Below are 25,763 nucleotides of genomic sequence, written 5' to 3'. Positions count from 1 at the left end.
AAAAAATATTTTTTAATCTTATTTGAATTCAATCATTTATCCATTTACATAATGCGTTATCTATGATATAATGTATATGTAAGGAGGAAAGAAACAATGAACTTGGATGATTTAAAAAAACTGAGCGAAGTTTTCGGAAACATCGCCCAGCCGGTTGCCACGGTGATTGCCGCTGTGTTGGTATACAAAGCAAGCACCGCCAAGAAGCCTAAGAAGAAGCGGAGAAAATAAACTCCGCCCCCTCTTGGGGGCTCTATTATTATAACATAAAAAAGGAGGACGACAAAATGAGCAATAGAAATCTAGCACTGTTCCTGCTCGGTCTTACCCTTGCAGCTATTAAACCAATCTGGCCGATCGGTATTGCAATCATGATACTAGCCGGATATAAAAATCGAAAGGAGAACGAAGATGCCTAGAAAACCGAAAGATGGTAAACCATTCGATCAGGTGAAGTACATGCAGGAATGGGCTAAGGAAAACATGGCGACCGTAAACTGCAGATACAAAAAAGAGTTCGTGGTGGAATTTAAGGAAAGCTGCGCCGCCCTTGGAATCAAGCAATCCGATGTCATCCGTAAGGCCATGCAGGAAGTGATCGATCAAGCAAAGAACAAATAAAAAAAGCCCACCGGTTGCAGCCGGCAGGCAAGAAGGATCAGACTGCAATCCGATCCCTCAGCATAGTAAAAATGACTTGAGCCGTCATGCCTTTTACTATGCCTTCATATTATCAAAAAAGGAGGCCAAACGCAATGAAACGTCGTCCAAATGGTACTGGATCCGTCATCAAGCTCTCTGGTAACCGCCGAAAACCCTTTGAGGTTCGCGGGCCGGTAAAAGGATACACGGATAAAGGCTATCCAATCTATGACAGGATCGGATACGCCGAAACCTACGATCAGGGTCTTGAGATGCTGATCGAGTACAACAAGAGTCCTTATGATCCATTAGAGCGCAGTATTACACTCTCTGAGCTATTTAAACGGTGGCAGCAAGACGAGCTGCCTAAATTGGGTAATTGCAATCAGAGAGCATTGAAAGGGGCCTACAGGCATATCAAAGTCTTGGAAATTAAAAACTACTCCAGCATCACCACATATCAGATGCAGCAGACAATAGATAAATGCGGTAAAGGCTATAGCACTCAGGCTGCCATAAAAGCACTCTGGCGGCGATTAGACAGTTATGCATACACACAGGACGTCATCGCAAAAAAACGCTCAGACGAGCTATCTTCGGCTTCTGTCGACCCCAATACCAAAGCACCTTACACAGAGGAAGAGATTAAAATACTGTGGCAACATACCGATGACCCTACTGTCGTTTCAATTTTAATTTTACTTTATACAGGTTACCGGGTTACGGAATATCTAAGTATCCAACGTTCTATGGTTGATTTTGAAAATATGACAATTCAGTACGGGATAAAAACAAGAGCAGGTAAAGAAAGAATTATACCTATTCATAGCAAGATTCAGACGCTTGTTTTAAAACGATTTGAAAAAGGAGATTATCTCTGTGCTGAAACAAAAGCAGAGAGGCTCAGATATGCTGGATTTCATAAGTTATACATGAGAGCGCAGTCAAAATACGGAATGTCTCATACGATTCATGAAACAAGACATACTTTCCGAACACGCCTAGATAACGCCGGAGCAAATACGAAATGTATGGATCTTTTGATGGGACACGCTTCGGGCGATACCGGTCAGCGAGTTTATACACATAAAACTTTAGATCAATTACGTGAAACTATTGAATTACTCAGGTGATGATTTCCTCAAACTAGTGACAAACTAGTGACAAATCAATCTTTTAAACCTTATTTACAAGCGTTGAAGCGATATTATAGCATATTCTACCTCTTTTCGACTGAAAACAAACTGCTTTTCCTGATTTCTTTCACAAGTTGGACAGGCAGAGAAATCGATGTTTGTCAGTTTTTGTCTATAAATGTTAAATTTGTGTTAAAACTTTGTAATGATTCTGTTAAAATAAACATGAAACAAGAGAAAAGAAAAAGAGAAGAAACAGGAGAGAGAGAAAAACAAATGAATATCGTAGCGACGGAAATGATCACGCTGGGAGATATCTCGTGGGACATGATCCTCGGCGGATTTGCGCTGTTTTTGTTTGGCATCAAGTTTATGGGCGACGGATTAAAAAATGTTGCCGGCCATAAGCTCCGTGAATACATCGACAAATATACCTCCAATCCCTTAATGGCGGTGCTGGTCGGGATTGTCGTCACCATTGTCGTTCAGTCTTCTTCCGCGGCGACAGCGATTACCATCGGTTTGGTCCGCGCAGGTTTAATGAAACTCGAACAGGCGGCCGGAGTCGTCGTGGGCGCCAACATTGGAACAACGATGACCGCGTTTCTGATCGGTTTAAAAGTGGAACAGTTCGCCATGTACTTTGTATTCATTGGGGGCATGATCATCTCGTTTGGAAAGAGAAAGAAAACCCGGTATATCGGCGACATTATTTTGGGCTTTGGTTTGATGTTCTACGGCTTGAAAATCATGGGCGATTCGTTAAAAATGCTGAAAGATCTTCCGGCCTTTATCGAATTTGCCAAAGTGATGTCAGAAAAACCGGTACTGGGATTATTAGCCGGAACGGTTCTGACGGGTTTGATTCAAGGCTCTGCGGCAACGATCGGCGTTGTTCAGAAGTTATATGAATCTGGTGCGATGACCTTGAATGCAGCGATGCCGTTTGTCTTCGGCGCCTGTATCGGAACGACGGTTACCGGTGTGTTCGCAGCCATCGGCGGCAGTTTGGCGGCCAAGCGAACCGCAGGTCTGCATACCTTGTTCAATGTCATTGCGGCGACGATCGGCATGCTTTTTCTGCCGTTTTACATCCAGTTTATCAATTGGATCTCAGATTTACTCCTCATTCCGCCGATGATGCAGATCGCGGTCGTGCATATTCTGTTTAAGATCGTCGGCGTTATTGTTTATCTGCCGTTATTGAACGTCATGTGCAACTTTATCAAGAAATTGATTCCCGGCAATGAACCGGAACGGATCGAAATCAATCTTGACGATATGGATGCCGGCATTGCGCATCAAATGCCGACAGCCGCCCTGGCCATTGCCAAGCAGGCGGTTTTGAAAATGAGCACAGTCGTTGACGCGGCTGTCGACAAGGCCCGTGATTTTATGAATACCCGCGGCGGTTCCGATGAAAAAGAACTTGTAAATCAGACTGAAGATTTAATCAATTCGATTGACACCAAGATTACCAGTTATCTGATGAGCGTATCCAAGGAAAATCTGAACGATCGAGATATGCAGGACTTCAATCTTCATCTTCAGGTCATCAAGAATCTGGAGCGCATCGGTGATCTGTCCGTCAACCTCGTTGAGTTCTTTGACATGGTGCATGAAGACAAAAACGATTTCAGTGATGGAGCTAAAAAAGATGTTCTGGAAATGTTTGAATTATTCAAACATATGCTCAATACCTCCATCTCCATTTATCGCGATGAGGATTACGCCTTATATTCCGCTTTGATGGAAGATGAAAATTATATGGACTTATTAGAGTACAAAGCCCGGCAGAAACACTTTGACCGAATGGCCCGCAACGAATGTGCGACCTCTGTCGGCGGTAGTGTTTACTGCGATATCTTGGGAAATCTCGAACGTATGGCAGACCATTGCTGCAACATCGCCCGCTGCTCAATTGAATCCTCTTCCAGCAAGGAAGCTCCTGTCCTTGAACATCATTGATAAAAATAAAGAAGCTGATTTTTCCGGCCCTGCCGAAAAGAATTCGCTTCTTTTCTTTTTCAAATACAATTCAGAATGATCAAAGCGGATCAGACTTTTTCCTTTGTCAAAATCTCAATCCGCTGCGGCATTGTCCATTCCGGATGAAACTGAAACGCAAACATAATCTGTTGGATCAAATGAATATCCTCATCCCAGTCCTCTGCAATTTCTGCCGCGCTCATTCCCTGATGCATTTTCTTCTGTACACTCCGAATCAATTTCGCTAAATATTTCTGCCGTCCTTCCCGCAAACCTTCCTCTTTGCCATCAGCCAGCCCGCTGCGCCGTGCTTGATTCAGCTGCTCCTGCATTTCCATCATTTGAATATTCCGTCGTGTTTCCTCTATGTATTCCATCATTTCAGCAGGAATTGCCATCATTCTATCCACCGCCTTTCTGCATCCTTCATTCATTCTCGTTATAGCATGAATCCATTTTTCCTGGGCCGGGTCACCCGCAAATTTGAATACGGCCATCCATTGTTCATCGGGCCGCAACAATGAAACTTCTTTCTCTTTTAGCTGCAGCGCTCCTTCTATCTCCATAATACTCAGCTGAAAATAATCTGTCAAGTCTATTCCTGTTTTCGCTTTCATCTCAAAAAGATTACCGACATGCCTATCCTGTTGTGCGAAAACTTTGAAATCCGTAATCATGATATTCCAGACTGACATCAGATCATCCGTTTCCTTGCCGCGAATCGACTGACCACTGAACAATCGGGCGGCATAGTAAAGCAGACGCAGTTCTTCTGACTTCGCTTTACGCCGCTGCTGCATTTCAAGGTTAAAATTACGATTTCCGTTTATAGTCCCCACAATATCATAGCGAATCGCTTTCTGCGCAGAGAATACGACAACTTCTTCATTGGGATTTAAGTTCACTTCCCGAATGGGATAGCCAGTCTGCATGGACTGAAGACAACTATGCAAAGCAAGCCGGTTATCCGGATGAGCCATCACATGTTTAAATACCCAGTCCGTAGTCAGGGACAGCCGTTTTGTTTTCTGAGCCCTGACAAATTCAACACAAGGTTTCAGCTTTTGTTTTTGCATACAATCACCTTCACCTTTAATATTGCGGATTTTCTGGAAATTCCTTCCTGATTTCGTCAATTTTTTTGTTTTTTTTGCTTAAAACAGACCGCGGTGTTGAAAATTTTTACAATTTCACCTAGATCTGTACTGCATCAAGAAACAAGAAAGTGATGCAAGCATCACTCTGAAAGTCTATACCTTCAGAGCCCCTCTCTGTTTCTTGCCAGGAGAGTATTCCTGCAGTTCTGTTCCTTCCTCCTCTCTCTTGCTTCACAAGAGGAAGGCTGTGTCGAAGGTTCTTCCCCACAGGCGTCTTCGTTCTCTTTCTGTTTCTTAATTTCATTCCGACGCGAAAGTCAGCGATCTTCTCGTCCCTGCCTTCTTTGTACAGATTAAGAAACAGAATTCGGTTGCTTCTATTCCATTCCCATCCCTCGCCGCGCTATCACATACGCGGCCGCCATATGGACGGTACAGCCCATTCTTTTGCTGTATTTTTCTTTCCCGATCTTGCTTGTATTCGCTGGATTCACCTTCTTTACTCCATATCCCTCTTTCCAGCATCGCCGCACAATCGCTTCTTCGATCTTTCTTGTCGCAAAGTCGGATAACATTTTATTTTGTCTTCGATTTCCATACCGCATCTTGCTTTTTGTCTTCTGGAAATCCAAGTCTTCCATCACTAACGGCTTATGACTCCGTACACATTCTAAGACTATTTCCATGACTGTCTGACCAATCTGATGTTTCCTTTGTTCACTAGTTTTCCCATCCAGAGGCATCTTCACCGTTTTCAATAAAACACAGTTTCCACAACCATCCGTTTCACTTACCGCGATATGATTGACATTGATGTCAATGCCAATGACCCCTTGTTCTGTGTCTTCGCTCTTCGCTTTTTCTTCCATCTCCACGATCGCTTTGATAATAAAATAATCTCCATGATCTTCCAACACATAAGCCACTGCTTTTCCAGGTGTATTGTGCGGCAGTCTCACCGCTCTTTCCAATTCCTCTTTGTGTTGATGAAATTCAATCTTGAGCGGGATCTCCCGTTTCTCACTGCTGCAGCGGTAAATCAAAACTCCCTCTTCGATATGATATTTAAATAAGTTATTTGAGAACTTGCCTTGCCGTCTTCCCTGAATCATCATCGTTCGATTGCGGGCTGATTGATATGCTTTCAGCCAGGTTTCATGTTGCCCTGCATACACCGTCGTTCTTGCCCGAGCTAACTTCTTTCCGCCAAAACAGGTAAACTTCATTTTTCGTTGAAGAGCTTCTAACTTCTGCTTTCTCCGATTCAATCCATAAATCAGATGAGAGCGACGATTCTTGAATCGTTTTCGCTCAGGACGCAGCTGCTGCACTTCAAGCAAGTAATCCGCTTCCGTTTGTTTCCCTTGTTTTGTCTTTCTGAATAATTCTTTTAATTGTCGGTCAATCTTCCGAATGTTGATTTCGACTTCTTTTATTTTTTTCTCGATGGCTTTACATTGAGCCTTCAGTACCTTCTTCTGATTTTCATGGTTGGCAAAATCGTTACTTAAATGTTGTTTCGCTTCTTGAATCGCAGAGAGTGGAAAATAGTCATTGGTATGAAAGGGAATCCCCTGCGACTTCAGACATAACAAATGATAGGCAGTATGCATCATGGCATGATAAAGCTGGATATCCTGGTGCAGAGCGTTCGCTTCTTCCGAGGATAATTCCGAGTAGTAAATACGATTAGAACAGGTGATTGTCTTCATGGAAAGAGAACCTCACTTTCATAGAAAATCAGAAAATGGAATTGCTACTTCATCTGAGTTATTATACTACATTCCTCAAAGTTATGCAACGCGGTTGAGTTTGTTTCATCCTTTTCATTCTTCTCTATATGGCTCTTGGGAAAAAGAAATGATCGAACAGTTTAATTGAATTTTGATCTCTTTTCCCTTGTTTACAAACGCGGTTCATTTAAACCTTTAAAACATATCCACTACGATTTTCTGCGGTTTTTTTTTCAAAAGCAGTTACTGGACCGCATGGAAGCCAAATTGAATTCCCCAGATTTTAAAATCGTAAAAAAGCAATGTTATCGCGATTATCCTGATGGCTTCTATGTTTACTCTCCACCTTCCACTCACAAATCTACTCAAGATTGTGTGGATTATATTGTTCGTTATGTTGGTCGTCCTGTCATGGCTCAAAGTCGGATTGAAGACTATGATGTTGACCTTGACTTTGTCTGGTGGCACTATATCGACCATCAAACCCACGAACGTGTAGATGTGTTTGATTCCACTCTCGTTTTCATGAAAAAGCTCATTCTTCATATTCCTGATGATCATTTCAAAATGGTTCATTACTTAGGCGCCTATACTTCTCGAAAAAAGAAACTTTATCGCTGTATTCAAAAAATGTTACGTAAGCCTCGAGCTTGGATTCGTAAGAAGCTTTCTTCTTATCGAGAATTTCGTAAGGAGTCCACAGGCATTGATCCCTTCCTTTGTTCCTGCGGACACATCATGGAATTGGTTGAATCCTTTTTCCCGGCTGGATTGGAGGTGAAAATCAATGAAACCTGGCAACTCTATGACTGGCACCGTGAACTCGATCCCCTTCAAGTGTACTAAGTGTGGTTTTCTGGATCCGATGGAAATCGATATCGCTGAAGAAGTTTGTGATCTTATTTCTTATCGGGGTATTCCATGTTTCCGCGCCTACTGCATCAAATGCGATTCTGTTATGATCCCTGTCGATGTTTTAGATCAATTCGCTCAGGAATAGTCTATCCTTCCACGCCTCTCTCATTTCTCTTTTCGATGCGACCTTTTAGGTCGTTTTTCTTTTTCATAAGATTCGTTTGAGTTATTCAACTCATTTAAATTTACTGTCCATTTTAATGCAATTTCCTAATAGATAAAAAAGGCCAGCGGAATATTTCCTGCCGACCCTTGAATGAACAATGAGAACTCTAATGATAACGCACCCGGAGCCAGCCGATCAAAGCACAAAGCACAAAGCCTGCACTGATCCAGCCGTAAAGATGGAATAAATCAGTATAGAAGAAATTAGTATAGTAATTCCAGGCCACTCCCTGCAAACGATTGACAACCACGATCAATACTGGAATCTCCAGAAAGGCAATCAATCCAGTCAGTCCACAGCTCTGACCCAGATTGTCCAGAGCGGAAAGCTGCGGCTGCTGCTTTTTCTTCCGGCTGACTTCATACCATGTCAACGCCAGAGCAGCCAAGGTAACTCCTGCGGCAATCCCGCCGATCATCAGTGAACGCTGCCGGCTCAGTGAATCGGAAATCCCGGTTTCAATTTGAATCGGCTGTTTGATCCATGTCATCTCAGGAAACTCCTGGCGCAGCTGATAGATCAGCTCAATCCAATCCGAAGGCTGTTCCGCGAAAAACCACAGCGTCGTCTTTGTTCCCGGCTGATCAGCACTGTTGTAAAACGGTTCCACCTGAACCCTTGCGCTTTGGATCATCGTCATCTGCGGCATTGCTGAATCTTTTCGATTGGCTGTATAATACATCGCCTGAGCTTGATTGAAGCTGATTTCAGGTGTCCCGGAAATCGGAAATAAATCATGCAGCGGATTTTTCATTCCGCCATAATAATAGGCTGAATTCCCATCCGCACTGGATTTCACTTCCATAACCGCCAGTTTGCGCGCATTCAGACGATCTTCTTCTGAATCATCGTTTTCCTGTCCGACCGCAAGCAGCTCCGCCATTCTTTGCCGCTGCTGAGCCTGCTGGCCTTCTGTAAACTTGACTTCGTAACAGGCCGCAGCATATCCGGATACCGCCCATTGCATCCGCGGCATTTGATCCATCATCTGTTTTTGAGCACTGGACTGGAATATTTCAATCGTCGCAATCAAGACCAATGTCAATCCCAGCAGAAAGAGTTTTTTCATGTTGTCCACCTCTTGAGTTTACCCTCAGTATAACGAACCTATGGCAAATATGTCAATGTTCTGCAGAATATTTTCTGAATCTGACGCTCATGTGAAAAGCTAAATTCCGCCCATGCCTTTTCCAAACTGAGAAATCAGCTCTGCCATTTCATGCCTTATCAAAATTACACCAAAATTGCACGAGCCGAAAAAAAAAGCTCGTTTTCAAGAAAACAAGCTATTTTCGCTTCTCAGCCAAAATCAATATGCTGACCTTTAACCTGATAAATTAAATGCTCGCAGATATTCTTTGTATGATCGCCGGAACGCTCGAAGTTGCGCAGCATCGCAACCAACGGTACAAGATGCTTCATTGTCATCCCTTCCTGCAGCGCAGATTCAATCTGTCCAGTCAGCTGCTCAAACTGAGCGTTGATCTGTTCATCCTGCTGCGGAATTTCATAGGCCTGCTGAACATCTTCCTGCTCGTAAGCACGCATCGCATCATCCAGCATGGCTAAAAACCGTTCGCCAATGGCGGTTGCCTGCTCAGCGACAAAGGGCGGCTCCGCCGGGCCCTTTTTAATGACGAACTCCGCAACATTTTTCGCATAATCGCCGATTCGTTCCAGATCGGAAGCAATTTTAATCCCAGCGATCACCTTGCGCAGATCACTTGCTACTGGTGACAGCAGAGCCAGGACAGACTGGGCCTGGTCATTGACTTCCTCTTCCATATGATTGACAAAGTCATCCATCCTAATTAACTGCAGCGCTTTTTCCTTATCGCCGGTGTGGATCACTTCCAGAGCCATCTGATGCATCAGTCTGACTTTGCGGTACATCTCGATGATCAAAGCCTGGAATAAAGCCAGGGATTCATCCATTTTCATTGTCTGTTCCTCCTTAATTAACCGAACCGTCCGCTGATATAATCTTCCGTCCGCTTATCCTTGGGTTTGGAAAAAATCGTAAGCGTCTTATCAGTTTCGACAATTTCTCCCAGCAAGAAGAAAGCCGTATCATCGGATACACGCGAAGCCTGCTGCATTGAATGTGTAACAATGACAATCGTGTACGTCTTTTTCAGCTGTTCGATCAGTTCTTCGATCTTCGCGGTGGCAATCGGATCCAATGCTGAAGTCGGTTCATCCATCAAAATCACTTCCGGTTCCATGGCAATCGCCCGGGCAATGCATAAGCGCTGCTGCTGACCTCCCGAAAGCGCCATCGCTGAGTCATGCAGACGATCCTTGACTTCTTCATAAAGTGCCGCCGATTTCAAAGACCGTTCAACGATCTGATTCAAAAGCTTCTTCTCTTTGACGCCCTGACAGCGCGGTCCATAAGCGATATTGTCATAAATTGACATTGGGAATGGATTGGGTTTCTGAAACACCATCCCTACCTTTGTCCGCAGTTCCACAACATTCATTTTCGGATCATAGATATTCTGTTCCAACAGATGAATTTCACCTGTGATGCGGCAGTTTTCAATCAGATCATTCATCCGGTTCAGGCAGCGCAGAAAGGTGGACTTTCCGCAGCCGGAAGGACCGATCAGCGCCATGACACGATTCCGTCCAATTGTCAGGTTCAGATGTTTCAGCGCCTGATTTTCCCCATAGTACAGATTCAGGTCTTTCACTTCAAAACAAGTTTCCATAACGTCCTTTCCTTTCTAATGCCAGCTTTTCTGAAGTTGGCGGGACAAAAATTTTACCGCTATATTTAAAATCAAGACAAAGATCAAAATCATAATGGATATCGCGCAGGCCAGTTCAAAGTTAGGCTGCTCACCGGACATCACAGACCAAATATGCACCGCCAATGAAGTTCCCTGCTTCAAAAGACCCGGCTTATCGTTGATAAAGGTACCCATTGTATAGATCAGCGCCGCGGATTCTCCGACAACCCGACCAATGCTGAGCAGGATCCCGCTGAGAATTCCCGGCATCGCACAGGGCAGCGTAATCTTGAAGATCGTCTGGGTCTGGCTGGCGCCCAAAGACAGGGAAGCATCGCGCAGTCCCTTCGGTACGACCAGCAGCGCTTCTTCAGTGGAGCGGATAATCGTTGGCAGCAGGATGATCGCCATCGTCAGTGCACCGAGCAGAATATTGGTGGTCTTAGCGCCCATCATGGCGGTGATCGGAAAGAGGACACTGACTCCCATTAAACCGTAAACAATCGACGGCACGCCGGTCAGTGTTTCAATCCCAGTCCGAATGAGCATGTTGATGCGGTTTTTTTTAGCCATTTCACTGAGATAAACAGCACTGGCAATGCCGATCGGCAAAGCGATGAGCAGTGATACAAGAATCAGGTAAGCAGTCGTGATGATCGAACCGCGGATCCCGCCGCCCGGTGTCTTGATAAAAATCGAGGTCAGCTTCACAGCTTGCTGATCCAGCGTTTGAGCAACTTCAGCGGCTGTAGCCGATGCCAGCATGCCGGTGAAGTCTGCCGTTCCGGCAGCCTGTGAAAAATCAATTTTCTCAACCTGCAGTCCAGCGGACAGGGCTACCGGTTTGCCCTGTGCTGCTCCGGCACTGGTATCAAAAGCACTCTGCAGCGGGGAATCAGCCGCAACCGTTTCGATTAGAACCAGCTGTTTTTTCTCATGGGAGAGATAATCGACGAAGCCAATCCCCCATTTTTCACTCCAGGCTACATTTTCATCCAGAACCTGTGGCCGCGGATAAAGGCCAGGCTGATTGACTGTTTCATCAAAAGCGACGATCTTGCTTACAGACCAATAATCATTGCGCAGCAGATCCGTATTCATCAGGGACAGGCCGTTGGCAAAAATATAGTAGAACAACGCCGTTAAAACACCGACGGCCAGCAGACTGCTGAACAGGGTGAGAAATTGCAGAAAGCCGTCGCTGAGCTTCCGCCGGATCAGGTTGGTTTTCAATTCATATTCCCCACTTTCTTTTTAATCAGATTCAGCGTCAGATTGGAAATCAGAATGACCGCCATCAGCACCAGGCCAACGGAGAAACGAATATCGTAATCCAATCCGGTTGTTTCCTTTAAGCCTGCCAGCATCGTTGACGTCAGCGTCCGCGTGATATCAAACAAATTGAAGGTCGGTCCGAAAAGCTTGTTGCCGGCAACCATCGCCACGGCAGTTGCTTCCCCAAATGCCCGGCCAATCCCTAAGATCGCACCGGCAAAGATCCCAGATTTAGCACTGGTCAGCACCACTTTGAAATGGGTCTGCGTCGCTGTTGCCCCTAAGGCCAGTGAGCCCAGCTCCAGATCCCGATCAACGGCTTCAATCGCAGTAATCGAAAGCGAGGTGATCGTCGGAAAGATCATGATGGCCAAAAGCAGAATGACCGCCAGTAAGGAACTGCCGCCGGCCGTACTGACGCCGGAATACGCTGCCAGGGTCTTAACTAAGGTTGTAATCACTCCGGCTGCAAAGACGCCGTAAACGACACTGGGAATCGAGGCCAGCAGCTCAACTACCGTTTTCATGAATGGTTTTATCGGTTTCGGCGCAATTTTGACGATGAACAACGCCGTCAGCACTGAGATCGGAAATGCCAGCAGCAGCGCGCCAAATGCAGAGATCAGCGTATTGATGACGATGAAGCCGACGCCGTAAACACCCTGATCCTGCCGCCACAGTGTCCCGAACAGGAAATCCTTCAGCGACACCGTACCATAAGCATAGTTAGGAAGAAACGGCTGGATTCCCTTCATTAAAATAAAGAATGTGATCAGAACGATGCAGCTGCCGGAAATCAGCGCCGCCAGAAAGAACAGCGTCCGCACAGCGCGGTCAGTTTTCTGTTTGCGAATGGCCTGACCAGGTTTGATCCAATCTCGCAGATTTTCTTCCATAAAATCACCCTTCCTAAAAAAATCAGCCGCTTTCTTCAGCCCGTCCGGCCAACAAAGCGGCTTACATCAGAATGCGTTCAATTCAGCTTATTTTACTTCTTCCCAAGAAGTTGTTGTTCCCGTAAAGATATCATGAACCTGCTGCTGTGTCAGATCCGATACGCTTGTATTGGCCTGATTGACAATCGTGACGACCGCATCGATGCAATACTGACCCGAAGCCATCGCCGCGGAAGTGTCTTCATCTCCGCTCTTGAATGCCCGAGAAGCAAAGCCGATATCCGCACGGTTGGCGCCGTCTTTTTCCGAGCCGAGAACACGCTTGTAGCCATCGCCCGAACCCGTCTGATTCATTGTGAACTGGAAGTTGCCCGCCATCGGCTGGAAGGCTTCCAAAGCAGCTTTCAACGTCTTTTCTACGGATGTGGACCCGCTGGTTGCAATCGAGATCGACGAGTTGTCCTGATTGACAATCGGATGCTTCGCTGCCAGCTCTGCCCAGGCTGTTCCTTTCGTCTTATCGACAACGCCGCCGGCCTTTTCCACTACCAGCATGCCTTCCGTTGAATTCTGCATGAAATCCAGGAAAGCGGCGATCAGTTCTTCTTTTTCTGTGCTTTCATAGTCGCCGGCTGCCCGGGTTGTGAACATAAATGGACGCTGCATGCCATAGGAACCATCCAAGACAGTTGCTTCGCTTGGCTCAACCCCTTCAAAGTTCAGAGGTTTAACACCATTGGCTGCAAAGTCGGTTGACAGGGAAACATAACCGATTCCGTTAGCGTCAGCCCCCACTTTGGTGGCCATATCGCCATTGCTGGAAACTTCAATTGCCGAAGAGGTCAGCTGTTCCGCAAAATCCCCGGCTTTTTCAAACGCTTCGCGGGTACCGGAAGTCGCATCCCGTGTGTAAACATGAATCGTTGCTGCGGAAGCCGATGGTGTAGCTGTCGCGTCACCTGGAGTATCAGAACCTGATGGAGTGCTGCAGCCAGCCAGCATAACCAGCGCTGCAAGCAGGAAAATCGTTAATTTCTTCATTTCATTCATCCTTTCTTGAACAGTTTTCAGTGTACAGCGCTTCAATTAACAGAAAATGAAGATCGTGTTAAGAAACGGTTAAAAAATAACAGAATCCAATAAAATCATAACCGCCAAAAATCAAAGATCCCGCGGCTTCTGACTGAAAGGGGCTGTTACTAATTTTGATGCTTTCAAGTTCTGAGGGATGATTTCCAGCTGGAAAAGGATGAAAATTCATTTCTGCGTCCCGTGCATGAGCAAAAAAAAGCCAGGCGCCTTACGCCTGAACTCTTGTTTTATTTCGATGAATTGACTGAAATGGGTGCGCTTGATGAATGTACTGGATTTTCTGACAGCGAAACAGGCAGGCTGATCTCAAAGCAGGTCCCCCTTCCAACTTCGCTGACAACTTCGATTTCTCCCTGATGGGCAGTTACAATCGCCTTTACAATCGCTAATCCCAACCCGCTGCCGCCGCTGGCCCGCGACCGCGATTCCTCAACGCGGTAAAAACGTTCAAAGATTCGATCCAGATGTTTCGGATCAATCCCGCAGCCGTCATCCCGCACCGTCAACCGCAGCCGGCCATGATGCATTTCCGCTTTCAGCCAAATATGTTCCGGCTGGCTGTGAACCAGTGCATTCATTAACAAATTGGCCAGCGCCTGATGAATTTTCTGTTCATCCAGCCAGAAAAACCCCTGCGTCAGATTCTCCGCTTCAATGCTGACCCCTCGCTGTTCAGCCTGCGGACGGAGTTCCTTGATCAAGCTCTCAAATAACGGCGTCAGTTCACAGGCTGAAGGAGTGAGCGCCAGGGTATTCATCGACAGCCGCGACAGTTTCAAAAGATCCGCCACGATCATTTCCAGCCGCTTCGCTTCTTTCTCAATCTGCAGATGAAAATCCTTCATCGTATCCGGATCATCAAAGGTATCCCGGTTGAGGATTTCAATCATGCCCTTGATCGCGGCAATCGGGGTTTTCAGCTCATGCGAAGCATCGGCGATAAAGCGTTTCTGCATCCGCTCCTTTTCCATTGCCTGAGTGATATCCTGAAATACAAGAAGACAGCCGTTAAACCGGCCATTTTCATGAATCGGTACGGACAGGCACTGAAAATCAATGCCATTTCGATGCAGGTTGCGGACAATCGCATTTTCGCTTAAATATGCTTCTTTAAGAAAAAGCCGAACTTCCACCGCGATCCGTTCATCCCGATAATTGATTTCTGCTTCGCTTTCCTCTGTCAGAAATTGGCTGAAGCCCTCATTATACAATGTCAGATGACCATAGGAATCCATCATTGCCAGCGGAGAAGGAATGTTGGTCAGAATGGTCAGAATCTGCTTCTGTTTCAATGACGCATCCTTGGCTGAACTGCGAACCTGCGTTTTTAATGATTGTTCCTTCGTCCGCATTTTTTCGCGCAGCTGATCCTGGCTGTGCCACAACAGCGCCGCCGCAACCAGGCCCAATAAAACTAAGGCGCTCCACGCTTCCAATAATCCCTGGGCGCAGAACAAGGACAGGCCGGCAACCGTCAGAATCAGGATCAGAATTTCTGAGGTTTTCATTCCTTACCGATCCTCTCAGCCTTCAGCTTCCAGCTTATAGCCGACACCCCGCAGTGAGGAAATCCGCACCCCGCTGCCGGAAAGCTTGCTGCGAAGCTTAAAAATATGAACATCGACAATCCGCGTATCGCCGTCGTAGTCAAAATCCCAGATCTCATTGAGAATGTTGTCGCGCGAGAGAACGATCTGCGGATTGCGCAGCATATACTCCAGCAATTCAAATTCTTTCTTGGTTAAGCTGACCGGCTGGTTGTTGACACGAACCTCCCGGCTGCCCAGATCCATCGTCAAGCCGCCCATTTCCAAAACTCTGCGGCTGGTTTTGACGATCCGCTTGACATGAGCCTGGATTCGGGCCAGCAGCTCACGCGGAGAAAAGGGTTTGGTGATGTAATCGTCGACGCCGGCATCAAAGGCTTCCAGAATATCTTCTTCCTCATCGCGGGCTGTCAGCATCACCATAACGCTGTCAATCCCCTTGCCGCGAAACAGCCGAACCAGTTCAATTCCGCTGATTTCCGGAAGCATCCAGTCGATGATCATGATGTCAAAACTCTGACTCAGCCCTTTCTCTCTGGCACTGACGCCATCGGCACAGCCGATAACCTCATATCCGGCGTTTTTTAAATCGTAGCTGATCAAATGACGGATGCTGTCTTCATCTTCAATTAACAGAATGCGCGGCATGGCTTATTCCCCCTTTTCTCCATAGCGGTCAATAATTTTCTGTACCAGCGGATGACGGACGACGTCATCACTGCTGAGCTGCAGGACGCCGATCTCCTCGATGCCTTTTAACAATCCTACGGCATCCATCAGTCCGCTGCGTTGAGACTTCGGCAGATCCACCTGGGTCAGATCGCCGGTAATGATCATCCGTGACTGAAAGCCCAGCCGGGTTAAAAACATCTTCATCTGCGCCGGCGTTGTGTTCTGCGCCTCATCCAGAATAATCACCGCGTCATCCAGCGTCCGGCCGCGCATATAAGCTAACGGCGCAATCTCAATCGTGCCCTTTTCAATCAGCCGCTCGGTCGTTTCCGCACCAAGAAGATCATGCAGAGCGTCATAAAGCGGCCGCAGATACGGATCCACCTTTTCCTTCAGATCACCCGGCAGAAATCCCAGGCTTTCTCCCGCTTCGACAGCCGGCCGAGTCAGAATGATCTTGTGAATCTCACCCTTTTTCATCATACTGACGGCATAGGCCACGGCTAAATACGTCTTGCCGGTTCCTGCCGGACCCACCGCAAAGACAATCGTTTTCTTCTCCATCGCCTCAATGAAGCTGCGCTGACCTTCAGTTTTCGGCGCAATCGCCTTGCCGCTGTGGGTGCGGGCCAGCACCTTGGATTTTAAATCGCCCAGATCCACCGCCTGCTGCTTGCGCTGCGTGCGGACTAAGTATCGAATTTCCTGCTCGCTGATCTGTTGGGAACGCCGGATCATTTTCAGCATTTCCTGCAGAATTTCCGCCACTGCCTCAGGATGTTCGCAGCGGATCGTAAACTGATTATCTCGGAATACAATGTCCGCACCATACAGTTCACATAAGCAGTTCAGGTTGCGGTCTTCAAAGCCGATCAGTTCCGCGGCTTCCGACGCGCTCAGATGTTCCATTGACAGGACATGAGTCATGGTTTTCCTCCTCGAATTTAAGGTCGTGTCAGATCCTCCAGCAAGGTGTAGTGGATCTTCATCGTTATTGTACCCGCATTCCTGTCAAAAAGTAAAACATTTTCTTTGATAATTTTTTCATCCGCCTGTAACTGCTGTGCAATCTGACCGCGGCAGTCCATTAACAGACGAAAAAACGCCAGCGCATCGTGCAGCGGAAAATCCGGCGCTTCCTGCAGTGTGCTTTCCACGGTATACCACGTATAACCGTAGACCTTTCCCTTAACATACAGCGGCTGCGGCACTTCAAACGCATCTTTCAGCTCATTGTCAATCAACAGATCACCGGGGTGAACAATCTCGTTGATCTTCACTTTCTTTTCGCCATGCTGAACGTCAAAACGGACGACCATTCCCTCTTTTTGAGCATAGATCGGCTCGTTGGTCAGCTGCGGTGTTTCAACATATTCTTTATCCGTAAACTGCAGCTGGATCCGCGAACCGGTGCGGGTCACTTCGGTCCAGCCCAAGCGGTCCTCAAAACTTTCCTTGATCAGAAATTCAATCGTTTCAGCCAGATTCTGATCCGTCGTAAAAAAGGGAACAGCATAGCCATTGTCGGCGAGCTGCTGCTCAATCTGCCGCTGCAGGACAGGATCGGTACCGCTGACATCGACCTGAACGATGCAGTGGGAATAAAAAGTCCACAATGCAATAGACAAAGCCACCGAAAACAGCCGCAGCGGCTGATGAAACTGATGCAGCAAAAAACCGGCAACACCGCTGGTCTTTACCCGCTCTGCCGCTTCAAACAAGCTGAGAATCCGACGCCGGCTGGTTACCGGTGACCAGAAGACCAACCCCTCTGGCGTCTGTTTCAGTTCCATGACCTCAATGTCCTGTCGAAAACACTGATTCAGAAAAAACGTCAGCGGTATTTTCAGCCGCCAGCAGTCCATGCCAAACAGAAAAGGAAGTCTATTCCGCATCGAACTTCACCCGCCTGATCTGTCCGGACAAGATAATTTCATCGGCGCTGAACACCCGGATATGAAGGCCGCTGCCTTCGACGATCATTCTGCCCTGTTTGGACTCGGTAATAATTTGTTCGGGGCTGACGAGGATCAGCCGCTCAAAGTCTTCGATCATGGCCTGTTTTTCACTGACTGTGATCATCGCGCACACTCCTTCCTCTTCTGTAGATTATGCGCGGGACCTCTCAAACATGAAAAAAGCGTCCCCTAAGAACGCTTTTCACCGGACTGTACCCCATCCAGATTATTCTAATTTTATTAATTCATCGTTTCCGGAGCTGAAAGCATGGAAAGTCCGGCCGCCAGTTCTTCACTAAGCTGTTCAGTTAAGATCAAATGCTCCACGCTGACAATTCGAATTCCCAGCCGCTGAGCTAAATCTGCGAGAATAAATTCATACAAGCCATGGTTGACCTGCAGCCGGGCTGGAATGCCGGCAGTCAGAATGAATTGACGCAAACCTTCAACCAGCGCCGTACATAAATCCTCACGCTTGCGAAAATTGAATTCCACATGCGTCTGATGACGATTGGAGCAGACCAGCACCAGCATACGGAAAGCAACGGCACTGCCATGTTCCGCCTCCAATGGATCAATCAGACTGACCACATCCAGCTGTGCTGTTTCGCGGGTATGCTTAAGCTGACTTAGTTTCTCGGCTGCCACTTCATCAATCATGCAGGCTGGACCTTCGATCCGGACAGCTCCGGATTTCGGCGTCAGACGCCAGCTCTGATCGCTCAGCTGAACAGCCTCCAGCCATTCCTCATCCGTCGTTTCCCGTCCTGAATACTGTTTTAACACCTCACTCAGCGCTTCTACAAGCAGACGGGTTTCCTCAATCCAGCGGGAGGAAGGCCGAACTTCCAGAAGTCCGCAATGAATATCATTGATAAAGACCTGCAGGTCCCCCTGCTGAAACAAAGCAACTTCGGCTTCCTCCGCGCTGAAAGGACGCCACATGATCCGTCTTGCGGCCTGCACTGCCATATGATAGGAATCTTCCATCGCCAGCGAATTGCCGACCAGCTGATCCCAGTCATCATCGCAGATTTCTAATACAGTTTCCTCGCCCATCTGCAGCAAGGACAGGCAAACCTGCGCATCGAACAGCGGCAGTTCCAGTTTGACATTCAGCATTTCCCATTGTTTCTCCCGCCATAGTTGGTAGAGACAGGATAAAGCCTGCTTAAACTGCTGAAGTGATCGGCTTGAGCTTTGCATCGTAATATTCCTCCTTGATCTTCTCAGGGTTCCTTTTCGACCCTTTTTCCTTTGTTCCAGAATGACTGAATGACAGTCAGTTCGTTTCTTCTATAATAAAACAGCTGCTTCAAAATGACAAATCTCTTTCTTCTTGAATCCTGATTTTCTGACTTCATCCAACTACGAAAAAAGAAGCTTGCGCTTCTTTACTTTGAACGTCTAGCCTTTCTTGCAGCCTCCGACTTCAGTTTACGACGGACGCCTGGTTTTACATAAAACTCTCTTTTGCGAGCCTCAGCAAGGGTTCCGTTGCGAGAAACCTGACGCTTGAAACGACGTAATGCGTCATCCAATACTTCGTTCTCTTTTAAGACAACTCTTGGCATACTTACCCTCCCTTCTGATGCAAGCAGATATATTATAACCAAACCAATGAAAAAAAGCAACCTTTTCAGAACGATTTAAAGAATGTTTTTCACAAATTTTCATGGCGTATTTCCTACATCTTCGTCCAGCCTTCTCCCAGCTAAAATGACAGCGCTTACATGCTGAAAAATCTGATTCTCTTCGCCGTCGATTCGGGATTCTACTGCCAGTCGGTTGTAAACTTTCCGATGATCGCTTATGATGGAAGAAAAGATGGAGGACAAACCCATGCAGAATATGAACGAACAGAAAACCGGCAGCCTGATCCGCCAGCTGCGCTTAAAGGAAGGCTGGACCCAAAAGGAACTTGGCAGCAAAATCGGGATTTCAGACAAAGCCATCTCAAAATGGGAACGCGGATTATCGTTTCCAGACATCACCCTGCTGCCCCGGCTGGCCGATGTCTTTCATGTCACAGTCGGCGAAATCATCAGCGGTCAGCAGCTGAGTGAGCCGGCGCTTGATCCTGAAGTGTTCGATTCCGTGGTTGCCGATACCCTCGTTTATTCAAAACGCGATACCTTTTCCAAAGGCAAACGCATCTTCTGTCTGATTTTTATCCCGCTGCTTCTGACGGCCATGCTTATATGTGCGATCATTAACCTGGCCGTCAACCATCAGCTCAGCTGGGCTTACTATCCGATCGGCGCGCTGCTCATCGTTCTCAGTCTGACGCTGGCGCTGCTTCTGCCCCACGCTCATCGACTGGAAATCTTGATGGGAACCCTGGAGTTTTCGCTTATGATCTATCTGGCGATGATCGAAAAACTCAGCGGGACTCAAGGCTGGCTGATTTCATTGGCCTTGCCGATCAGTTTAGTCAGTGTCGTCTGCCTATATCTTTTGCTTAAACTGCTGATGATTCTCAAGCGCAAGTGGCAGATTCTGTCCTATTCCATGCTGATTCTGGCACTGGGGCCGCTGCTTTCCATCAATCAGATTCTGCGCCTGAATGGTTTGCGGCATACCCTGATTTCCGACTGGATTCTCTTAGGCTGCCTGCTGGGGGCAGCGTTGCTCTTTTACTTCATTGATCTGGCCACACGGCGATAACAAGTTCGATTTTCCATTCTTAAAGGATCTTACTGGCCACAAAGCAGACAGAAAAGAGGAAGTCACTGACTTCCCCTCCAGCACCGGGATCTTCCCGGTATTTTTTATGCTCAGCCTAAAATAATTGGTTCTTCAAGGCTTAATATCCAACAGCTTCTTGACCGGCCAATAAAGCTACTCCGCTGGAAGTCCCAATGCGATCCGCACCGGCTTCAATCATCGCTTTCAGATCATCAAAACAGCGCACCCCGCCGGCAGCCTTCACCTGGCAAGCATCCCCCACGGTCTGCTTCATCAGGCGGACATCCTCAACAGTGGCCCCGCTTGTCGAAAAGCCGGTTGAGGTCTTCACAAAGTCAGCTCCGGCTTCCATACAAGCCTTGCATGCAAACACCTTTTCTTCATCACTCAGCAGGCAGGTTTCTAAAATTACCTTTAATACGTGTTCGCCCGCCGCTTCCTTGACCATTTTGATATCGTGAACAACACCGTCAAAATCCTGATCCTTGACTTTTCCAATGTTGATGACCATATCAATTTCATCCGCGCCTTTGGCAATGGCATCGCGGCATTCAAAAGCTTTGGCTTCACTGGTCATGGCCCCCAATGGGAAACCGATAACGGTGCAGACTTGAACGTCGCTGCCTTCCAGCTGCTGCTTGCAGAATTCAATCCAGCAAGGATTGACGCAGACTGTCGCAAAATCATGGTCACGGGCTTCGGTGCACAGCTTTTCCAGCTGACTGCGGGTACTGGCAGGTTTTAACAGGGTGTGATCAATGTACTTATTCAACGGTTTCATCTTCCTCTTCCTCCTCCGTTTCAAAATAATATTTATGCAAGGCATCGCGGGCAGCTGCCGGATCACTCATCCACGGCTCCCGTCCAAACTCACGATAAATAAACGTTTCATCGCCTTTGCCTAAAATCAAAATCGTATCCCCGACATTGGCAACTTCGATCGCCTGACGGATCGCGTCGTAACGGCTTTCAATGATAATCCGATTGGTTTTCTCAATTCCGGAAGCAATTTCCTCGGCGATCTGAATCGGATCTTCATCGCGCGGATCATCCTCGGTCAAAATGATCAGATCACAGTATTTATCCGCCAGCTGGCCAAACACCGGACGTTTCTTCGTATCCCGCTTGCCGGCTGACCCAAAAACAGAAATGATCCGTTTTTCCTTTGGCGTAATTGCGGAAGCAAACTTGAAGATCTGTTCCAATCCATCCGGAGTATGAGCGAAATCCACGATGATATTGAAAGGCTGTCCTTCCTCAATACGTTCCATCCGCCCTTCGATCTGCGGAATGGTATTGAGCTGATCCAGGATCTGTTCTAACGGCAGGCCGCCCTCATGCAGCGCCGCGATCACCGCAAGCAGATTATACAGGTTAAACATCGCGACCAGATTGGTCTGGACAGGATATTCCTGTCCCTCATACACCAGCGTAAAAGCGGTTTTATCGGCATTGAGCTGAATATCTTTAGCTTCATAATCGGCCTTTTCCAAGACCCCATAGGTCACAACATGAGCTGGACAATCAGTCACCACCGCCATGCCATGCGGATCATCCTTGTTCGTAATCGCCGTACCCTCGGGTTTCAGCTGGTCAAACAGCCGTTTCTTAGCTTCAAAATAGTTCTCCATCGTACCGTGATAGTCAAGATGGTCATGCGTCAGATTGGTAAAAATCGCGATATCAACATCCACGCTGTCGGTGCGGTGCTGTTCCAAACCGATGCTGCTGATTTCTAATGCGCAGGCTTTCATTTGAGCCTCTGCCATGTCATGCAGCGTTTTCTGCAGCGGAACAATGTCCGGCGTTGTCAAAAGCGGCGGCAGCTTGGTATCCCCGTATTCAATCGAAATCGTACCGATGTAGCCGCAGGCATAGATTGGGTTAAGCAGATTGCGGATCATGCAGGCAATTGAGGATTTTCCATTTGTGCCGGTTACCCCATACACGACCATCTTTTTCGACGGATACCCATAGAAACAGGCAGCAACCTGATTTAAAGCCGCGGTAACGTCACGGACTTTAATATAAATGACATTGGTGTTGTTGCGCTTGATATCCTCGCTGTGAACAATGCACACGGCACCGTTTTTGATCGCGGCGTTGACATATCGGTGACCATCATGGATCATCCCTTTGATGCAGAAGAAAATGGCGTTGGGCAGCACATCGCGGCTGTCCACCATCAGATTTTCAATTTCAATATCCGGAGCGTTGTCAAATAATGCAGATAACTTCATTTTTCCTGACCTCCTTGCGCCTGGGCCACCAGCTGATCCCCGATCATATGCGTACAACAGGCGCGAACCAGCTGACCGCTGGCCCATTGCCCTTCAACCTGAACCGGCAGATATTCGCTGCTGTGACCGAACGAAACACCGTTTTCACAGGTTTCAATCAGCACGTCAACCGCCTTGCCGATCCAGCGGCTTTTGACCTCGTAATAGCTGCTGCGGGAAAATTCGCCGACTTCCTGAGCGCGCTGCTTTTTTATATTTGCCGGAATCTGACCGCTCATCCGCTGCGCCGGTGTACCGGTTTTTGCCGAGAACGGAAAAACGTGGCAGAAACTGAAGCGGATCTGTTTCAAAAACGCCATCGTTGCGGCAAACTCCTCATCACTTTCCTGAGGGAAACCAACGATCAGATCGGTACTGATCGAAATGCCCTCAATCCGGGCGCGAATTTCTTCAACACGCCGCAAAAACTGCTGAGTCGTATACGGTCGGCCCATGCGTTTAAGCGTTGCATCACAGCCCGCCTGCAGCGGTATGTGCAGATGCCGGGCAATCTTCGGCTGTTTTTCCATCAGTTCCAATAGTTCATCGGTAATTTCTGTGATCTCAATCGACGAAATTCGAATTCGCTTTAAAGACTCAATGCTGCCCATTCCGCGGATCAGTTCTGTCAGGCTGGTGTTTCTATCCTTCCCATAACGACCGGTATGTATTCCTGCTAAGACAATTTCCTTATGCTTCTGCGCCAGCCGACGAGCTTCCTGCAGCGCCTCATCCAGCGGCAGCGAGCGTTCCCGACCGCGGGCATAAGGAATGATGCAGTAGGCGCAGAATTGATTGCAGCCATCCTGGACCTTTAAATACGCCCGCGTCTGATGTTCAAATTCATCCAGCGGCAGCATCTCAAACTCCGCCGCCTGCCGCACATCCTGGATCGGTACGATCGGAACCTGACGCTGCTGCAGCGCCTGGTCAATGAGCTGGGGAAGCTTATCCTTGCCGCTGGAGCCAATCAGAAGATCAATCTTCTCCTGTTCGCTCATTTGTTCGGCATGGATCTGAACATAACAGCCTACGGCGCACACCAGAGCGTTCGGATTCTGCCGTCTGGCCTGATGGATCTTCTGCCGGCTCTTGCTGGCGGCGGTATTGGTCACCGCACAAGTAAAAATGATGTAAACGTCAGCCTTCTCCTTAAAGTCCACCGTTTGATAACCACGCTGCCGCAGCGCCTGAGCGGTACTTTCCGACTCGTAGGCGTTAACCTTGCAGCCCAGTGTTGAAATTGCGACTGTCGTCATGAATTTATCCCCTTCCATGATGGATATTATATCAAACTTTTTACCCCCGAGGTAGTCTTTTAACGGCGGTTCTTCGCTGCTTTCAAAGAAAAAGGCCTTACGGCCTGTGAATTCGGGCAATTTTGCTTTTCAGCTTCGGCAGAACATATCCGCTGGCACACAAGGCATCCCGGATCTGAGTTGGATCCTGGCTTAATACCGCGGCCGCTAACGGCGCGCCCTGAGCCGGATCCAGCTTTTGTCCGGTACAGACCAAGGAAAGCGGCAGCTCCGTTTCCGTCCCGTCAAACGCGAAGATTTCCAGACAATGCACCCGACCCTCATATACCGCAAAACCTAGTTCATTCTGAAAGATGACCTGCGGTGAAGCAAAGCCAGCCTCATAAGGCAAGCGTCCGTAGATCAGCGGATCCACAATTTTATCCGCAAAGTTTTTATACATTTTGAAAAACTGCGGCAGTTCCAGGACCGCGGTTTCATGATCGTAAAGCGCATTGATCAGCGGATCAAAAAACGGAATCATGATCAGCTTGCCCTCACTGCTAAACTGTTTCATTTCGGCAATCGCCGCCTGAATTTTCGGCCGGACAAATTCATTGCGTTTGGGATAATCAAGCATATCCCAGATATCCAGCATCTCACGGCGGGTCTGCTCGTACAGTTCTTCAATCTTTTGTTTGTTTTTCAAGCCTTCTTCCAGAATGCTCAACGTGTAGACATCGCGTGCTGTTTTCACCGTTCGATCCAGCTGATACGGTTTAAGCAGGGCATTGATACGTGCGGTTTCCTTGCGGACTTCAGGAAGCTTGAGCAGTTCCTGATCGTTGGCCTTGCGCAGAATTTTAATGATTTTCGGATTCATCGTTTTATGCCTCCATGACAGCCGCTGCCAGACATACCGCGGCAACCGCAGCCGTCTCTGCACGCAGAATTCGTTTGCCTAACGAGCAGCAGCGAAAGCCCTGCGCCTGCAGCTGCGCAATCTCAGCGGGGCTGAATCCGCCTTCCGGACCGATGACGATCGTTATACTGCGTCCTTTTTCCAGCAGCGTGCTGAACAATCCGCCCTGCAGTGCTTCATCTTCATATGCCACGAAGTTTTGTTCGCTGAGATACTGATCCGCCTCACTCAGAGCAATCGGCAGGCAGACCTGCGGAATCTGCGTACGCTTGCATTGCTGACTGGCTTCCTGCACAATCTTCTGCCACCGCTGCTGCTTTTTTTCGACCTTTTCCCCATCCAGCTTTACCACGGTGCGGCTGGATTGAAATGGTACAATTCGGCTGACACCCAGCTCTGTACATTTCTGCAGCAGCCAATCCCAGCGTTCGCCTTTGATCAAACCGGCCACCAAAGTCAATGAAACAGGAAGCTCGCGGTCTTCCTGGATTTGTTCTAAAATCAGAATGCGCCCGTCTGTGTTCAATTGACCGGAAAAAACCTGGCCTTGTCCATCGATCACCCGCAGGATTTCGCCTTCCTTCATCCGCACCACGCGCTGCAGATGATGACGCTGCTGTGCATCCGGTTCAACGAAGTTCTGGACTTCTGCTTTCTGTTGTATAAATATCTGCTGCATGTTATCACCGTGCTTTATTTTACCAGAAAACACACACAAAGGAAATGAAAAACCCGTTTGCGCGGTATAAAGAAAAAGAACAGGTAAGAACACAGCGGGAACCT

General features: G+C 47.6%; 28 protein-coding genes. 8 read left to right on the top strand and 20 right to left on the bottom strand.

The genetic code is table 11. The annotated features are described in order from the left end of the window. The first annotated feature begins 96 nt into the window (after nt 1-96). The 5 genes from MCG46_RS19455 to MCG46_RS07350 all read left to right on the top strand — a co-directional run bounded on the left by MCG46_RS19455 (nt 97) and on the right by MCG46_RS07350 (nt 3,746). On the top strand, nt 97-231 hold the full coding sequence (locus MCG46_RS19455) for a hypothetical protein (protein WP_275890960.1): 135 nt from the start codon (nt 97-99) through the stop codon (nt 229-231). A 56-nt stretch (nt 232-287) separates the two neighbouring features. Continuing rightward, nucleotides 288-419: a hypothetical protein gene (locus MCG46_RS19450; protein WP_275890959.1), complete on the top strand. Its 132-nt coding sequence runs from the start codon at nt 288-290 to the stop codon at nt 417-419. Beyond that, nucleotides 412-621: a hypothetical protein gene (locus MCG46_RS07360; RefSeq protein ID WP_240278965.1), complete on the top strand. Its 210-nt coding sequence runs from the start codon at nt 412-414 to the stop codon at nt 619-621. The genes MCG46_RS19450 and MCG46_RS07360 overlap by 8 nt, the downstream gene beginning before the upstream one ends. A 134-nt stretch (nt 622-755) precedes the next feature. After that, the gene (locus MCG46_RS07355) at nt 756-1,775 is read left to right on the top strand and encodes a tyrosine-type recombinase/integrase (RefSeq protein ID WP_240278964.1); all 1,020 of its coding nucleotides are present in this window, start codon (nt 756-758) and stop codon (nt 1,773-1,775) included. Nucleotides 1,776-2,054: 279 nt separating this feature from the next. Continuing rightward, a complete protein-coding gene (locus tag MCG46_RS07350) occupies nt 2,055-3,746 on the top strand; it encodes a Na/Pi cotransporter family protein (RefSeq protein WP_020223166.1) in 1,692 nt (563 codons plus the stop codon). An 89-nt stretch (nt 3,747-3,835) separates the two neighbouring features. On the opposite strand, the gene MCG46_RS07345 is transcribed toward MCG46_RS07350, so the two are convergent. Further along, complete coding sequence (locus MCG46_RS07345) at nt 3,836-4,843, bottom strand: Rpn family recombination-promoting nuclease/putative transposase (protein ID WP_240278961.1); 1,008 nt, start codon at nt 4,841-4,843, stop codon at nt 3,836-3,838. Nucleotides 4,844-5,241: 398 nt separating this feature from the next. Beyond that, nucleotides 5,242-6,576: an IS200/IS605 family accessory protein TnpB-related protein gene (locus MCG46_RS07340; RefSeq protein WP_240278959.1), complete on the bottom strand. Its 1,335-nt coding sequence runs from the start codon at nt 6,574-6,576 to the stop codon at nt 5,242-5,244. On the opposite strand from MCG46_RS07340, the gene MCG46_RS07335 reads away from it, so the two are divergent. Together MCG46_RS07335 and MCG46_RS07330 are read left to right on the top strand one after the other, a co-directional pair. Next, a complete protein-coding gene (locus MCG46_RS07335; RefSeq protein ID WP_240278957.1) occupies nt 6,575-6,745 on the top strand; it encodes a hypothetical protein in 171 nt (56 codons plus the stop codon). The two genes, MCG46_RS07340 and MCG46_RS07335, sit on opposite strands and share 2 nt — an antisense overlap. Next, complete coding sequence (locus MCG46_RS07330; RefSeq protein ID WP_240278955.1) at nt 6,742-7,443, top strand: transposase; 702 nt, start codon at nt 6,742-6,744, stop codon at nt 7,441-7,443. The genes MCG46_RS07335 and MCG46_RS07330 overlap by 4 nt, the downstream gene beginning before the upstream one ends. A 341-nt stretch (nt 7,444-7,784) precedes the next feature. Here MCG46_RS07330 and MCG46_RS07325 read toward each other — a convergent pair whose 3' ends face one another. The 13 genes from MCG46_RS07325 to rpsU all read right to left on the bottom strand — a co-directional run bounded on the left by MCG46_RS07325 (nt 7,785) and on the right by rpsU (nt 19,427). Further along, the gene (locus MCG46_RS07325) at nt 7,785-8,747 is read right to left on the bottom strand and encodes a hypothetical protein (protein WP_240278953.1); all 963 of its coding nucleotides are present in this window, start codon (nt 8,745-8,747) and stop codon (nt 7,785-7,787) included. Between the two features lie 230 nt (nt 8,748-8,977). After that, a complete protein-coding gene (phoU, locus tag MCG46_RS07320) occupies nt 8,978-9,619 on the bottom strand; it encodes a phosphate signaling complex protein PhoU (protein WP_240278951.1) in 642 nt (213 codons plus the stop codon). Between the two features lie 17 nt (nt 9,620-9,636). Beyond that, entirely contained in the window at nt 9,637-10,392 is a 756-nt protein-coding gene (gene pstB, locus MCG46_RS07315) for a phosphate ABC transporter ATP-binding protein PstB (protein ID WP_240278950.1), read from the bottom strand. Nucleotides 10,393-10,407: 15 nt separating this feature from the next. Further along, nucleotides 10,408-11,646: a phosphate ABC transporter permease PstA gene (pstA, locus tag MCG46_RS07310; RefSeq protein ID WP_240278942.1), complete on the bottom strand. Its 1,239-nt coding sequence runs from the start codon at nt 11,644-11,646 to the stop codon at nt 10,408-10,410. Then, complete coding sequence (pstC, locus tag MCG46_RS07305) at nt 11,643-12,584, bottom strand: phosphate ABC transporter permease subunit PstC (protein ID WP_240278940.1); 942 nt, start codon at nt 12,582-12,584, stop codon at nt 11,643-11,645. Before pstC ends, pstA begins: the two co-directional genes overlap by 4 nt. Before the next feature lie 87 nt (nt 12,585-12,671). After that, entirely contained in the window at nt 12,672-13,625 is a 954-nt protein-coding gene (locus MCG46_RS07300) for a substrate-binding domain-containing protein (protein WP_020223158.1), read from the bottom strand. Nucleotides 13,626-13,903: 278 nt separating this feature from the next. Continuing rightward, nucleotides 13,904-15,184, bottom strand: coding sequence for a sensor histidine kinase (locus tag MCG46_RS07295; protein WP_240278938.1), 1,281 nt, complete (start codon nt 15,182-15,184; stop codon nt 13,904-13,906). Between the two features lie 15 nt (nt 15,185-15,199). Next, complete coding sequence (locus MCG46_RS07290; protein ID WP_240278937.1) at nt 15,200-15,871, bottom strand: response regulator transcription factor; 672 nt, start codon at nt 15,869-15,871, stop codon at nt 15,200-15,202. A 3-nt stretch (nt 15,872-15,874) separates the two neighbouring features. Beyond that, nucleotides 15,875-16,822 (bottom strand): PhoH family protein, encoded by a 948-nt coding sequence (locus tag MCG46_RS07285; protein WP_240278936.1) that lies wholly within the window; start codon nt 16,820-16,822, stop codon nt 15,875-15,877. A 17-nt stretch (nt 16,823-16,839) separates the two neighbouring features. After that, nucleotides 16,840-17,790, bottom strand: coding sequence for a sporulation protein YqfD (locus tag MCG46_RS07280; protein WP_020223154.1), 951 nt, complete (start codon nt 17,788-17,790; stop codon nt 16,840-16,842). Beyond that, nucleotides 17,780-17,977, bottom strand: a complete 198-nt coding sequence (locus MCG46_RS07275) for a YabP/YqfC family sporulation protein (RefSeq protein ID WP_006060198.1) — start codon at nt 17,975-17,977, stop codon at nt 17,780-17,782. The genes MCG46_RS07280 and MCG46_RS07275 overlap by 11 nt, the downstream gene beginning before the upstream one ends. Before the next feature lie 116 nt (nt 17,978-18,093). Then, nucleotides 18,094-19,059: a DUF6930 domain-containing protein gene (locus tag MCG46_RS07270; protein WP_240278935.1), complete on the bottom strand. Its 966-nt coding sequence runs from the start codon at nt 19,057-19,059 to the stop codon at nt 18,094-18,096. A 188-nt stretch (nt 19,060-19,247) separates the two neighbouring features. After that, complete coding sequence (gene rpsU / locus MCG46_RS07265) at nt 19,248-19,427, bottom strand: 30S ribosomal protein S21 (protein ID WP_020223152.1); 180 nt, start codon at nt 19,425-19,427, stop codon at nt 19,248-19,250. Nucleotides 19,428-19,695: 268 nt separating this feature from the next. Between rpsU and MCG46_RS07260 the strand changes: the two genes are divergently transcribed. After that, nucleotides 19,696-20,520, top strand: coding sequence for a helix-turn-helix domain-containing protein (locus MCG46_RS07260; RefSeq protein ID WP_240278934.1), 825 nt, complete (start codon nt 19,696-19,698; stop codon nt 20,518-20,520). A gap of 139 nt (nt 20,521-20,659) precedes the next feature. On the opposite strand, the gene deoC is transcribed toward MCG46_RS07260, so the two are convergent. From deoC to MCG46_RS07235, 5 genes are all read right to left on the bottom strand, one after another. Beyond that, nucleotides 20,660-21,322, bottom strand: coding sequence for a deoxyribose-phosphate aldolase (gene deoC, locus MCG46_RS07255; protein WP_240278933.1), 663 nt, complete (start codon nt 21,320-21,322; stop codon nt 20,660-20,662). Next, nucleotides 21,306-22,781, bottom strand: coding sequence for a UDP-N-acetylmuramoyl-L-alanyl-D-glutamate--2,6-diaminopimelate ligase (locus MCG46_RS07250; RefSeq protein WP_240278932.1), 1,476 nt, complete (start codon nt 22,779-22,781; stop codon nt 21,306-21,308). The genes deoC and MCG46_RS07250 overlap by 17 nt, the downstream gene beginning before the upstream one ends. Then, nucleotides 22,778-24,079, bottom strand: a complete 1,302-nt coding sequence (gene mtaB / locus MCG46_RS07245) for a tRNA (N(6)-L-threonylcarbamoyladenosine(37)-C(2))-methylthiotransferase MtaB (protein ID WP_240278930.1) — start codon at nt 24,077-24,079, stop codon at nt 22,778-22,780. Before mtaB ends, MCG46_RS07250 begins: the two co-directional genes overlap by 4 nt. A gap of 97 nt (nt 24,080-24,176) precedes the next feature. Continuing rightward, on the bottom strand, nt 24,177-24,941 hold the full coding sequence (locus MCG46_RS07240; protein WP_240278928.1) for a hypothetical protein: 765 nt from the start codon (nt 24,939-24,941) through the stop codon (nt 24,177-24,179). Between the two features lie 4 nt (nt 24,942-24,945). Continuing rightward, the gene (locus tag MCG46_RS07235; RefSeq protein ID WP_240278926.1) at nt 24,946-25,659 is read right to left on the bottom strand and encodes a 16S rRNA (uracil(1498)-N(3))-methyltransferase; all 714 of its coding nucleotides are present in this window, start codon (nt 25,657-25,659) and stop codon (nt 24,946-24,948) included. Between the last annotated feature and the right edge of the window lie 104 nt (nt 25,660-25,763).

The sequence above is a fragment of the Holdemania massiliensis genome, from assembly GCF_022440805.1.
In the GTDB taxonomy this organism is placed as follows: domain Bacteria; phylum Bacillota_I; class Bacilli_A; order Erysipelotrichales; family Erysipelotrichaceae; genus Holdemania; species Holdemania massiliensis_A.
This window is presented reverse-complemented; position numbering and strand designations above follow the sequence as displayed.